The 12721-nt window shown below is 49.2% G+C and carries 16 protein-coding genes and 1 pseudogene; 6 read left to right on the plus strand and 11 right to left on the minus strand.

Annotation, left to right across the window (positions count from 1 at the left end; translation table 11 throughout):
* Positions 1-11: 11 nt before the first annotated feature.
* From KB890_RS03755 to KB890_RS03800, 10 genes are all read right to left on the minus strand, one after another.
* Entirely contained in the window at positions 12-854 is an 843-nt protein-coding gene (locus KB890_RS03755; RefSeq protein WP_022631188.1) for a hypothetical protein, read from the minus strand.
* The gene (locus tag KB890_RS03760) at positions 844-1893 is read right to left on the minus strand and encodes a DGQHR domain-containing protein (RefSeq protein WP_022631187.1); all 1050 of its coding nucleotides are present in this window, start codon (positions 1891-1893) and stop codon (positions 844-846) included. The genes KB890_RS03755 and KB890_RS03760 overlap by 11 nt, the downstream gene beginning before the upstream one ends.
* 247 nt (positions 1894-2140) lie before the next feature.
* Complete coding sequence (locus KB890_RS03765; RefSeq protein WP_022631186.1) at positions 2141-2377, minus strand: hypothetical protein; 237 nt, start codon at positions 2375-2377, stop codon at positions 2141-2143.
* Positions 2370-2573, minus strand: coding sequence for a hypothetical protein (locus KB890_RS03770; protein ID WP_022631185.1), 204 nt, complete (start codon positions 2571-2573; stop codon positions 2370-2372). The genes KB890_RS03765 and KB890_RS03770 overlap by 8 nt, the downstream gene beginning before the upstream one ends.
* Positions 2570-2938 (minus strand): DUF977 family protein, encoded by a 369-nt coding sequence (locus KB890_RS03775; RefSeq protein ID WP_022631184.1) that lies wholly within the window; start codon positions 2936-2938, stop codon positions 2570-2572. Before KB890_RS03775 ends, KB890_RS03770 begins: the two co-directional genes overlap by 4 nt.
* Positions 2939-2945: 7 nt before the next feature.
* The gene (locus KB890_RS03780; RefSeq protein ID WP_022631183.1) at positions 2946-3695 is read right to left on the minus strand and encodes an ATP-binding protein; all 750 of its coding nucleotides are present in this window, start codon (positions 3693-3695) and stop codon (positions 2946-2948) included.
* Positions 3696-3697: 2 nt separating this feature from the next.
* A complete protein-coding gene (locus KB890_RS03785; protein ID WP_022631182.1) occupies positions 3698-4585 on the minus strand; it encodes a hypothetical protein in 888 nt (295 codons plus the stop codon).
* A gap of 17 nt (positions 4586-4602) precedes the next feature.
* Entirely contained in the window at positions 4603-5397 is a 795-nt protein-coding gene (locus tag KB890_RS03790) for a ParB/RepB/Spo0J family partition protein (RefSeq protein WP_022631181.1), read from the minus strand.
* Between the two features lie 128 nt (positions 5398-5525).
* Positions 5526-6062, minus strand: a complete 537-nt coding sequence (locus KB890_RS03795) for a toxin YdaT domain-containing protein (protein ID WP_022631179.1) — start codon at positions 6060-6062, stop codon at positions 5526-5528.
* Between the two features lie 2 nt (positions 6063-6064).
* Complete coding sequence (locus KB890_RS03800) at positions 6065-6328, minus strand: transcriptional regulator (RefSeq protein WP_071784508.1); 264 nt, start codon at positions 6326-6328, stop codon at positions 6065-6067.
* A 96-nt stretch (positions 6329-6424) separates the two neighbouring features.
* Between KB890_RS03800 and KB890_RS03805 the strand changes: the two genes are divergently transcribed.
* The gene (locus KB890_RS03805) at positions 6425-6781 is read left to right on the plus strand and encodes a hypothetical protein (RefSeq protein WP_071784507.1); all 357 of its coding nucleotides are present in this window, start codon (positions 6425-6427) and stop codon (positions 6779-6781) included.
* A 307-nt stretch (positions 6782-7088) separates the two neighbouring features.
* On the opposite strand, the gene KB890_RS27785 is transcribed toward KB890_RS03805, so the two are convergent.
* Positions 7089-7319, minus strand: a complete 231-nt coding sequence (locus tag KB890_RS27785) for an ECs_2282 family putative zinc-binding protein (RefSeq protein ID WP_193951072.1) — start codon at positions 7317-7319, stop codon at positions 7089-7091.
* Positions 7320-7612: 293 nt separating this feature from the next.
* Between KB890_RS27785 and KB890_RS03815 the strand changes: the two genes are divergently transcribed.
* From KB890_RS03815 to KB890_RS03835, 5 genes and pseudogenes are all read left to right on the plus strand, one after another.
* On the plus strand, positions 7613-7804 hold the full coding sequence (locus tag KB890_RS03815) for a YdfD/YebW family protein (protein WP_020804303.1): 192 nt from the start codon (positions 7613-7615) through the stop codon (positions 7802-7804).
* A gap of 8 nt (positions 7805-7812) precedes the next feature.
* The gene (locus KB890_RS03820; RefSeq protein WP_022631175.1) at positions 7813-7968 is read left to right on the plus strand and encodes a YdaE family protein; all 156 of its coding nucleotides are present in this window, start codon (positions 7813-7815) and stop codon (positions 7966-7968) included.
* 137 nt (positions 7969-8105) lie between these two features.
* Positions 8106-11255 (plus strand): RecE family exodeoxyribonuclease, encoded by a 3150-nt coding sequence (locus KB890_RS03825; RefSeq protein WP_022631174.1) that lies wholly within the window; start codon positions 8106-8108, stop codon positions 11253-11255.
* Positions 11218-12377: pseudogene (locus KB890_RS03830) on the plus strand (RecT family recombinase). The gene KB890_RS03825 and the pseudogene KB890_RS03830 overlap by 38 nt, the downstream one beginning before the upstream one ends.
* A gap of 40 nt (positions 12378-12417) precedes the next feature.
* Positions 12418-12657, plus strand: coding sequence for a DUF4060 family protein (locus tag KB890_RS03835; RefSeq protein WP_022631172.1), 240 nt, complete (start codon positions 12418-12420; stop codon positions 12655-12657).
* Positions 12658-12721 lie beyond the last annotated feature (64 nt).

Raw genomic sequence — 12721 nt, forward strand, 5'->3', positions numbered from 1 at the left:
CCATAGCACCTCTATTCTTCCATAATCAAAATGTCAGCATCATTAAGAAACAACCCTCGCAATACGGACATATTCATGAGCCCTGACTTTTTAATAATAGCTTTTAAAAAAACATGCCGCTCATCAGTTAAAAATGCAACCCCATCATTTCTAAACATATCAACCAGTTCATTCATTAATACTGATGCAGTTGCTAATAAGCTATGCTCTTCAAGAAAACAATATGTATAATATGGGTCGTTAATATAATTTGCTAAAAGTCCTTCCAAGCGATTCAAATCTCTCAAATCTTCTGGCACTGCTTCATAGCCATAATCAGGCTCAATGAAGGACGAACTTCTATAATTAACAAGTTCTCTACACTGGATAGCCCACTCAAAAACACTAATTGAATCAATTGTATTAGTATTGAGCTTATGAGATTTACATAACTCAGCAAAGGCCTTAATAGTAGTTTTGTGATCTCCTTTTATTTTATTAGTGGAAATACGTATTGGTACAGCATTTTCCACGCACTCTAAAAAAAATATATCCCCTTTTCCATTTTTGAAAATAGAATATCCCTCAAGAAGCAAGAAAGCTCTTAACGAATAAAAAATGGAATAATATAATTTAATTATGGCCCATGATGAATGCCCCCTTCTAAGGCTGTATAGTGACTCCAAAAAACTTACAGATGCTTTGTAAAAAACATCTGTCGAGTCAGTCCTTATAGCATTTTTCAAGTCTGACAATTTACTAGCACTTAACTGAATCGAATCAATTCTATCTTTATATTGACCTAACTGAGTGGGATCCGAGCATCCCACTTCAGCCTCAATAAACTCCTGACAGAGATATCTTTTAAAATTCATATTCATCCTGAGACGGTAGTGATGACAGTACGTTTTCTTCCAGCAATTCCTTCACTCTTTTCCTTGCTGTTTTACCATCATGATTCTTTAATTCATCCCAGGTAATAAGTGTCGATTTCTCTAGCGAAATAATTGACTTTATTGTATCAACAGTAAATGATTTCCTTTCAACGCATTGTGAAAGTAGTTTTTCAGTCAAGAAATCCACAGCACCCGCAAAGCCAGCGGCTTTTACAAATGGATTCTTAGCTTTGCTATTCCAAATATTTTCTTTGTCGTAATAGTATTTGATGCCATTGAAGAAGTTTATGATCAAATTGCGTTGATTATCATATGTCCTAATATTATATTTCGCAAATGTTCCCGCTGGCTTAACATGCTCTTTTAAGGATTGAACAATAGTAGATAACTCGATATTACCAACACCACGAGGTGACCCCGGAAACTTTATTAACTTATAAAACGGAGATGTCTCTAAATCATTTAGCTCACGAGCAATGTCAGTTATACGATTTATCGCATGCGTTTCATCGTCTTCGAGTTCACCAAAAAGATCGTAAATTAAGCTCTTAGGTACTGGTTTTTGTTCTGTATTGATATTTAAGAAAATTTTTGCTGCTTGTGGCGTTGTTAATGATTCACATAAAGTAACTAATATGTCCATTTCACCAACTTTAGGATCTTCCTCCATAGCTTCTTCTAAACCAGCTAATCGATGCTGACCATCAATAACCTGAATAGATGCAGGAATAAAATCAAAAGAAATGATACCATCTTTAACTACAATCTTTTTATCTGCATTCGTCCAGTTCAAAATAAATGAACTAAAGAATATATTACCATCAAGAACATATTTTTTAATACTTGTTATTCTTCTACTATTAAGTACACGCTGAACGGCTCCTTCCTCATTATCTCGCCCTCGAACAGCAACGTAATACATGGGGATCAATTCTTTTACCTTCATAGAGAAAGTAAATGCAGGAATATCACCAAAAACTGTCTCTAGACACTGATAACTAAGTTTATTTATTGCCATTATTCATTTACCTGCTTTATCAGTCAGTTGGATAATTTTGCTGCTACATTACAACAATTGGGTTCTCCACACAATATATCGCGGTCGCGCGCGCTCGTATCCCCGCCACGCCAACACGCTTTGTGTAATGGCGTCAAGCAACTGCATGAGATGTAACCGGCCCGCCAGTTCTGACGGGCCGGTTACATCTCACCTACAGTTCATTATCCCTCGGTATCTTTGATACATAAAATAAGCAGTGAGTTGTTCATTTGGCCCCCTCATGCAGCTGCGCTGCGATGCACGAAAAAAAAGACTCCCTCGTATGGCTGTTAAGAGCTGGCGCAAAGGCCGCATTAAGAACGGCAGCATCACAGCTGTCATCGATATAGAGCGCAATTTTTTTCTCCAGGCGCGCTTTGGCCTCCTGCAGCTGCATACCCCGGCAGGCGCGCGGGATATACTCAGCAATTTGAGCGATACATTTTTCGTTCTGTTTAAACATGCTTCACCCCGATAGGCTTGATGGTGTCGAGCAGCAGTCGGCGGCGCGTATTTTCTGCAAAGTGACGGCGCCCGGTTTCTTTGTGGTAAAACTCATTTTTGCCGACGACCCACATTCGCTCTGTCTGGTGCAGTTTTTTTACCTGCAGACCGTCTTTGGTGATCACGGTGCCGGTATGGGTTTTTACGATTGTCATACGGCCTCCCGGGATGACGATGCAGGCGTACAGGTAAAAATGACTTCCTGAATATCGAGGAAACGCTGGAATACGGGGCAACCAAGCAGGCTGTAATTCATCCCAACAGCAACTTTCGGCACCAGGCCAAAGCGCTTCATGTCAAAGTCGATGACGGCCCGCTGATCGCGGAAAAGCCCCAAACGACCATGCCGGATAACCTCGCCAGTCGCTTCTGCTTCGGAAAAATACCGCTGGACAGTAGCGCGGCTCAGCCCCAGTTTTTTCATTGTCTCGGCGGTCGTGAGTCGCCCCTGATGTCTGGTGATCCGAATCACTGCGCGGACGTACTCTCTGCGCTCAACTGCTGACAATGCTCTAGCCATACATACCTCACTTAACGACACGCAAATGGCGCACGTTTTTGCGATAGCTGTCCCATTCAAAATTCACCCACATACCGCCGTCCATCTGGAGACGGTCAAGGATCCGCATACCCAGTGTTTCCTTCAGCGATTCATAGTTCAGGTTGGTTAGGATGCCGACAGGTCGCATGGAGGACAGCCGGCGATCGATAACCTGATTCAGGATGACTTTTTCACCGCTGCTTCCGCGCTGAATACCCACCTCATCCAGAATAAGCAGGTCCACATGGCACAAATCGTCCAGCAAGGACGCCTCTGACTGCCCGCCGTCATAACATTCCCGAACACGCAGCATGAGATCCGGAATGGTTACCACCAGCACAGAGCGGCCACCAGCCAGCAGGTGATTTCCGATTGCTGCCGCCAGATGGTTTTTCCCGGTGCCCGGTGCTCCGCTGAATACGAAACTCGCAAACCCAGAGCCGAAATGCTGCGCATAACTTTTCGCCATCGAGAGCGCCCGACGCTGGCCATCCGACTCAACCTGATAGTTCGCGAATGTGCAGCCGCGGTGCAGATCCTGAATTCCTGCACGTCCAAAGATTTTCTCTGCACGTGCGCGCTGGTTTTGTTTTTCCAGTTCCTCACAGCGCTTACGGCCTTCTTCGGCTTGCCAGGCACGCCATTCATCAACGCTGCCGAATTTAGGCTGAACGCCAGGGGGAATGAGTTTTTTAAATCGCTCCAGTGCATTCCCGGTACGAACAAAGTTTTTCATCGCTACCCCCTGAATCCCGCTGGGATGGTTTTGTCAGGTTCCGAAATCTGATTGGGATCTCGAGTTCCTGGCGCCTGCTGAATCGCCCACGGTTCGCTGAAATGCATACCGGGACCAAAAAACGTTTTCGCCTGTTTCACGTACTGCGTGTTCAGGATTCCCTCGGCTTTTACGAAAGCCGCGTAACGCTCCACACCTGCGAGGATTTCCGCCGTAGTGGTTCCATCCCTGATTCGGGCATTCCAGGCTTTGAAGGCATCGGATTTGCTGTTACCCCCTGCCCGCCTGGGATAAACCGACCAGACCTGCTCGAACTCATTCGGGTATATTTTTTGAGGTTCAGGTTTATCGCCTTCGTCCTGGTTCTGATCTTCAGGGGGTGTGGCGGAGCCATGCCCCGAACTATCTTCCTCCTGATCCTGTTCCTGCTCCTGATCCTGTTCCTGGTTAAGGAACGGTTCGAGAACCCTTTCGGAACCCTTTAGTTTTGCGATACCAATGTGGGATATTGCCGAGGCTAAAACCCGCGCCAGCTCTGGCTTCACCGTAGATTTGTCCGGGACCTGATCAAACAAACGAAGTGCTGCAATTCCCTGGTTTGGGTTTTCAACTGAATTCCAGGTCAGAAAGTTACGAATTAGCACCCATTTCGATGACGAATCACGCGTTGCGAAACCGTTAGCCGATAGCTCATCAAACCCTTTCGAAACCCTTTCAGGAGTCCAGGCAAGGTCTTCCGAAACGTATCCATCAGGCAGTCGGAAACACCCGATCATGTTTGTGTGTTGCCCGGTGAGCAGGTACAGCGCCAGCAACCTGGCGTCATCCGATACCCGGCGCATTCCATCGCTTATCCAAAATGATGTATGCACCTTGCCGTAATCACGCATAGAGACCCCGTTGTTGCTTAAACTGGTGTGTTTTCATCACCAAGCACCCACCGCAAAGCCTCAGCGTATTCGCCACTGGCGGTTTGAAGTTGCTGGGTGATTTCCTTACGGGATTTGAGACGCGGCTTTGTGTCGCCAAGGACAGCGCGCTGACGGCGAGCTTTCTCGTGGCCAGTTACACCCTCTGCCGCTGCCTCTAACTGTTTGACCGTTTCCCGCTGCTTTTCCGGTGGCATATCGACCAGCTGACGCGCTTGAGTGACAGTGACTTTTCCAGCCTCAACCGCCGCCTGGACGGCCTGCGTAGCATCCAGTAGAGCTACGGTTGCCTGGACCGTTTTTACGCTGCAGCCAAAAAGCAGGGCAATGTCATTTTCGTCATGACCGTATTCCATCTGCTGAACCATTTTTTTTGCCCGGCCCAGTGGGGTATCTGGTTGCGTGATCTCGTTTTCGCTGACCATGTATTTGGCCATTTGAATTGCCGAGCCGCGCTTAGCTATACCGGGTACCGGCCAGGGTTCCAGCCCTGCCCGCTTTCTCCTGGCGTTTGCTTCCATAGCGTTCTTTACGCGCTGCCGACCTGAAACCACGCAGGTTTTCCCTGTCTCTGGGTCCTTCCACACGATAATCGGTTCGAGTACCCCAAGCTCCATGATGTTGAGGATCACAGCTTCATTAAGCGGTAGGTGTACTCGTTCGTCGTACAGCGGGTGTGTTGTATCGGTAACCAGATGCAAACTTTCCGGTTCGAAAAAAAGAACATTGCTTTTGCCGCTGGCGCCGTATGCGTCGATAGAATTTTTAGCCATGGGCGCCCCCGTTATTGATATTCAGTTGGTGAGTGTTCATAATTTCCCCTGTGAATTGATCCAGTTAATTCGCAACGAAAGCCGTAGGTGTTGCAGCACCGCGGCTTTCACCTTTCTGAGTTCCAGCATCACGTCACTCCTAGCATTGAAGTGACAATGGCCATCAGCGGCGCCGTTAACTCAGGGTCTATCCGGAACATCTCGACAATTCCCTCGCTCAGTTCTTTCAGCTTCTGATGGCGTGGAGCCCCCACAGCAACGGCAATCTTTGCTTCGCTGGTTTCTTTTTCCAGACGAGCCAGACGGGACATAAAATTGTCTTCGGGCATCAGGCGATGGCGAAACTCCAGCGGAAGAACGGTCATGATTGCCGGGGTAAGAAGGCGAACGTACTCGCGATAACGTTCAGACTCGGCCGGGTTGTCCAGGTAGCGAAAAAGCTTTTGTCTGGCTCGGCTGATGTCATCAGGAAACGCGATCTCCTCGCCGCCCTGCTGTCGCCACTCATCGATGATGTATGCCGAGACAACGTCCTGCCCTTCAGCTGCTGCCCAGGCGCGAACGGCAGAGCGAATACCGTCGTGATCTGACTCTCTCAGCTGATTTCGCTTTATCAGAGCGCCGGTGTTGAATCCGGTATTTTGTTGAAAGGGAAGTGTTTGCATGGTTAATCCCCATTAAGCTCGGAGCTGTTAGTTAGGGGAGTTGTAGGAGGTATAAACTCAGGCCAGATTGTTTCCCAATCATCTGGGAAACAATCTGCTCTGGTAACAGCGCCTTCCGTAAGCTGTTCTATTTGTATGGCGCGAGATGGGGATATGGCAGCAATCCCAGATGCCATTTGTGAAAGATAAGAAGTCGATACCTCGAGCTTTGTAGCCAAGGCCTTGGAGCTGCCTCGTTTCATGTTTAGATAATCTTTAAGTTGCATAGTGGCTCCCTCATGTGATTACGGTGAGTTTATAAAATACTAAACCAAAACGTCAAGTATTTGCTTGTTTATAAATTACTAATCAAAATGCTTTCTATGACGACACAGGAAATTAGACGCAGGCGACTTAAGGAATGGTTCTCAGAAAAGTCGCTTCCAGAGAAAGAGAAAAGCTATTTATCTCAATTGATAAATGGCCGCAGTTCCTTTGGCGAAAGAGCGGCAAGAAGGTTAGAAAGAGATTACGGAATGCCCTCAGGCTTCCTTGACTCAGACACCTCTGACTCCCAAAACACACCGCCAAGTCTTGTGTTGAGTGAAGAAGAACTTAAGCTCATTACTTTTTTTCGTGGATTCCCTGACTCCGCAAAGAAAGAAGCGCTAATTGAATTTGAATCTAAGTTCAATAAATTCAACGAACTTTTCAAAGAGTTACTGGCTTCACGCAGTTAACGCTCACGCCTCCCAAACCAAATCTCATCAAAGGCGGGCTTTGGTTCTTTCACAACCACTTCCTTCATTTGGGCCTCAGGATCTGAAGGCTTCAATTTTTTACGCACAAAAGTTTACTTTTTACTTTACAGAATAGTTTAGCAATGATTAAACTCATCACATCAACAACGCGCTGCGTTGCTCCGATAAACGTTCCGCTGGCCGGCGACAAGGCAATGAGGGTGAGATGAGTAAGGTAAAGGTGGCGCCTATTGAACTCGAAATAGACGCCACGGAAGTAATCAATCAGGTCGAGGAACTACTGGGGTTACTTGAGCTTCCAGCCCGTTCCCTTGAAGGCATCCCTGAGGATGTCGTCAACCTGCTTTTTGACAACATCCGTCCCTTGCTTAACAACATCGTCCTTAGTGATTTCTCGACCACAGTTGGCACAACTGACGCCAACAAAATTTGTATCAAAGTCGAAATCATCGGGACGCTTGAGCATCTCGCTTCCGCAATCAGGGCAAGCAACTTCCATCGTTGTCAGTTTTGACATTTTTTATTTTTTTGCTGGCTGTGTGAGAACTACCAGCATACCACCGAGCCTGAAGTGGTTAAAAGACAGGCAAACATGAGGAGTTGGAATGAGCAAGCAAGGCATCAGAGCCCTGATCATTTCAGCAGTTATTGGGCTCTTCATCTGGATCGCGCTCTTCAGCGCACTGAGGGGATTGTTTCTATGAATGATTTCGCACGCAAACCCGCTCGTCAGCAGGCTATTCGTTTAAGTCCGCTGTCAGCTTTCATCCGCCGGGTGTGCTACATGCTCGCGCAAAAAGGAGACCCTTCATGAGCACGATGTTTGCCCTGGTTCTCACCGTCAGCATGCTGACGGGCGGTAATCAGGATGTCCTGCTCGGCGTTTACGACACTGAGAATGACTGCAAGGCAGCTGCAGAAGAGCAACACGTGAAAGCTGAATGTTATCCACTGAAAGGTTTACTGGACGAGCATCCGGCCGGGTTCACGGTGCAAATGTAGGGGGAAGAATGCAGAAGAAATGCGGTTACTGCAGTAAAGCAATCGAGGGAAAGCCAGTGGTAAGCACCCTGTTGTACCTCCAGGGGAACCAGCTAGCACGGAAAGAAAAAGAGTATTGCTCTGAACGTTGCGCCTCTCACGACCAGATGGCTCACGAGGGCTAACGTAAACCCGCCGAAGCGGGCTGTACGTCCGGTGCCACCGACCAAAGTTACACCGGAAATTACCAAAACCAATGACCACCCTGAATGGGCGCTACCAATGGCCCGGGGGATTCTACATCCAAAATAGAGGCTATCACATGGAATATTTTTATCTGATAAAAGCGACTCAAAAATCGGGTAAAGCTGATGCCGTAATCTGGCGCACTAATAAATCAGAAGCCCGCGCTCTACTGCAGCTCGACGTCGATCTGGAAGACGCTGGGATCGAAACAGGCCGCGGCAAAGACTATCAAAAACCTATTCGCACCGATTTCCCGGTATTCAATGACCTGCCGGCGGAAGGTGTTCTCGATTACTCATGGTGCGAACGCTACCAGCTCGGTGATGATGGTCGCACCTGGGCTCTGAAGCCAGGTCAGTCGCCAGCGGATCATCACATCGATGATGCCGGAGTACCCGCTGAGCCCGTTAGTGGCGAGCCGGTTGATGCCAATACCACTGGCGACGCGACACAAGGTGAGACCGTGGAAACTTTCGGTAGCGATGAATACCAGAACGATTCAAGCGCGCTTTTTAACGTGGCAGAACTCCCCTTTCGCACTCAGCTGCTGGCGCAGTATATGGCCGAAGAACACCACGTTTATCATATCAGCATGCCTCACCGGCAGGAGTTGTCAGTTCTTGAAATGGACACTGATAACGCAGCCGTCCAGGATCTGATTCTGGCCGCCGAGAATATCCCTGAAATCAAAAAATACGATATGCCGGCGCTCTGGAAATTCACCAGTGCCAATAAAAAAGTCTTCCCCGAAGGGAAACGGCATGAGCTCGGCAAGCGTATCCAGTTTGCAAAGCTGTGGTTCGCTACTAACGCGATCGACCGCGGCATTCTCACCAGGGAATGGGCTGCCGGTAACTGCATTTCTTCGGTTATGAAAACTGATGCAGGTACGAATGCTGGCGGCGGTAATAAAACCGATCGCAATCCTGACTACACCCATACCCTTGATACGCTCGATGTAGAAATAGCCCTGGCCACAATGCCAATGGATTTCGATATCTACAATTTCCCGGCATCAATTCACCGCCGGGCCAAAGAGATCGTCCAGAAGAAAGAAAGTCCGTTCAAGGAATGGTCTGCAGCGCTGCGCAAGGTCGCAGGCATCCTGGATTATTCCCGCGCAGCCATTTTTGCCCTTATTCGTGGCGCCACCAGCGATATTCATCATTTCCCGGTAAGTCTGCAGACCTATATCAATGCGAATCTGACCGAGCATAAACATGATGCCCCTTCTGCTGAGACGCTTGAAAAAGCTGGTCATGTTTCATCTGCCGCCGTCACTCTGGACGCTGTGAAAAAGGCTATCGATGGAGATGAAGGTGTGCCTGACCTGGAAACTCTCCCAACTGACTTTCAGGTAATTGGCACCGAACTGGTGAAAGAAGCTCAAAAGAAACGCCCTGACGCTAATCAGGTTCTGGCCGCCGAACGCGGTGAATATGTCGAAGGTATCAGTGACCCCACGGATCCGAAGTGGATAACCGAAGACCTGACCAAGCCCAAACAGCCTGAAGTTTCAAACATGGGCAATGGTGTTTTTTCGATTGATGGTCTGATGGATAGCCAGACATCACCAGCACCAGCACCAGCACCAGCACCAGCACCAGCACCAGCACCAGCACCAGCACAAGCACTTTCTATCGTGGACCAGGCGCGCCAGCGCGCTGCAGAAGAAAAATTACATCCAGCTAATTCCGGGGAAACCACCAGCAATGTGCAGATGGAAACGGCTCAGCCGGTCGAAGACGAAAATGATAATGCGGTATCAGCAGGCGAAGGCGCTGATGAACCTCCTGCGCAAACAACTGCCGTGAACATGAGAGAAATACTGGCTGAACGCTGCCCGGATCTTACCGCCGAAGTGCTGAAAAGCCAGGTTTCCGAGAGTGCTCATAGCGATGAAGAGGAAGAGGCTGAACAAGCAGCGCCAGCATGGCCGGAGTATTTCGAGCCTGGTCGATATGAAGGCGTGCCAAATGAGGTCTACCACGCCGCTAACGGCATCAGCTCCACGATGGTTAAAGATGCGCGGGTATCGCTGATGTTTTTCGAGGCGCGCCACGTATCCAAAACCATCCAGAAGGTGCGCTCTCCTGTTCTGGATATGGGCAATCTGGTGCATGCACTGGCGCTGCAGCCTGATCAGCTGGAAAAAGAATTCAGTATAGAGCCGGAAATCCCGGAAGGCGCCTTCACCACGACGGCGACGATCCGCGCATTTATCGATGAATACAACAACGGGCTTCCGGTTTTGCTCAGCGCAGAGGACATCAAGAGATTCCTGGAGGAATACAACGCGAACCTGCCCGCCCAGGTTCCCTTGGGTACATCAGTTGAAGAAACCGGCCAGGGTTATATGTCTTTACCTGCTGAGTTCCAGCGCATTGAAGACGGTCAGAAGCAAACCGCCACCGCAATGAAGGCCTGCATCAAAGAATACAACGCCACCCTGCCCGCCCAGGTGAAAACCAGCGGTGGCCGCGATGTCTTACTGGAACAGCTGGCGCTTATTAATCCTGACATGGTTGCTCAGGAAGCACAGAAGGCGCAGCCCCTGAAAGTCTCTGGCACAAAGGCCGATCTGATTCAAGCCGTGAAATCGGTAAAACCGGATGCCGTGTTTGCCGACGAGCTGCTGGATGCATGGCGCGAGAACCCGGAAGGAAAAGTGCTGGTTACCCGCCAGCAGCTGGCTACGGCACTGGCCATTCAGAAAGCACTGTTGAATCACCCTACCGCCGGCAAGTTGTTGACGCACCCGAGCCGTGCCGTCGAGGTGAGCTATTTCGGCATTGATGAGGAAACCGGGCTGGAAGTTCGCGTGCGCCCTGACCTTGAAATAGACATGGGCGGCCTGCGCATTGGTGCGGACCTGAAAACCATCAGTATGTGGAACATTAAGCAGGAAGGCCTGCGCGCGAAGCTGCACCGGGAAATCATCGAGCGCGATTACCACCTGAGCGCGGCTATGTACTGCGAAACCGCAGCCCTTGACCAGTTCTTCTGGATATTCGTCAACAAAGACGAGAACTACCACTGGATCGCCATCATCGAGGCATCCGAAGAACTGCTGGAACTTGGCATGCTGGAATATCGCAAAGCAATGCGTGCCATCGCGAACGGTTTCGACACTGGCGAATGGCCGGCGCCGATTACCGAAGACTACACCGAAGAACTTAACGATTTTGATATGCGCCGTCTCGAAGCGCTGCGCGTACAGGCATAAGGGGGAACAGTCATGGAAAACACTAACATTGTTACAGCCGAACAGCAGGCACCAAACACCATTTCAGCTAGCAACGCGATCTTTAACGTTCAGGCTCTCGGTCAGTTAACTGCTTTCGCAAACCTTATGGCTGATTCACAAGTGACAGTGCCAGCTCACCTCGCAGGTAAGCCAGCCGATTGCATGGCCATCGTTATGCAGGCTATGCAGTGGGGCATGAATCCCTATGCAGTCGCGCAAAAAACGCATCTGGTAAACGGCGTGCTCGGATATGAAGCCCAGCTCGTCAACGCGGTAATCGCCAGTTCCAGCGCTATTAACGGTCGATTTCATTATCGCTACGGCGGCGACTGGGAACGTTGCACAAGGACGCAGGAAATTACCAGGGAAAAACACGGTAAAAATGGGAAATACAGCGTTACAGAACGGGTGCGCGGCTGGACTGATGAAGACGAAATCGGGTTATTCGTCCAGGTTGGCGCGATTCTGCGCGGTGAATCAGAAATCACCTGGGGGGAGCCACTTTATCTCTCTGGAGTCGTCACACGTAATTCTCCTTTGTGGGTTTCTAACCCGAAACAGCAGATCGCTTATCTGGGCGTCAAATACTGGGCACGGCTGTATTGCCCGGAAGTCATCCTGGGTGTTTACAGCCCGGATGAAGTTGAACAAAGGACCGAGCGAGAAATAAACCCGGCGCCGGCGCAAAGAATGTCTGTCGCAGAGATCACCAGCGGAACAGACATCACCACCAGCGCGCAGGATTCAGCTCTCAATATTGATTCCCTGGCAGATGATTTCCGTGACCGCATTGAGCGCGCCGAATCGGTCGATGCAGCAAAAGCCATCAGGGCGGATCTGGATAAAGAGAAAGCTGTGTTGGGCACTGTTCTTTTCACCGAACTGAAAGGTAAAGCCGTGCAGCGTTATTTCATGGTAGACGCCCGAAACAAAGTTGAGGCCGCGATCAACTCTCTACCTAATCCCGGAGAACCGGAAGCCGTCGAACTGTTCGCTAAAGCTGAAGGCATTCTCAACGGCGCGAAACGCCACCTCGGTGATGAACTGTATGACCAGTTCCGCATCGCCCTGGACGACATGAAACCGGAATACGTGGGTTAACCAGATTGGGAGGGGAAACTCTCCCGATAAAGGAATGTATATGCGATTGATTAACCGAAGCAGACACTCCCCTCTGGGCCGCCAGGCGTGCGATGCGGCACTGGCAAAACACGTTGAGCTTTATGGAGCCTACGGGCGACAGAAAACAAAGAGAACTTATACGGTGGTGGTTCAAGGCTCAAAGATCACTGTAGAAGTTGTTAACAGAAAAAGTAGCTATGTGGCCACAGCCATGAGCTGCGCGCGCCGGCTACACCATCTGCCTGGACAATGTAACTAAGGGGTTTTTATGACTAATACATCTCATAAATCAGATGAAATTTTGATAACCGATGACGTTCTGT

Source organism: Klebsiella sp. P1954, assembly GCF_018199955.1.
GTDB lineage: Bacteria > Pseudomonadota > Gammaproteobacteria > Enterobacterales > Enterobacteriaceae > Klebsiella > Klebsiella pneumoniae.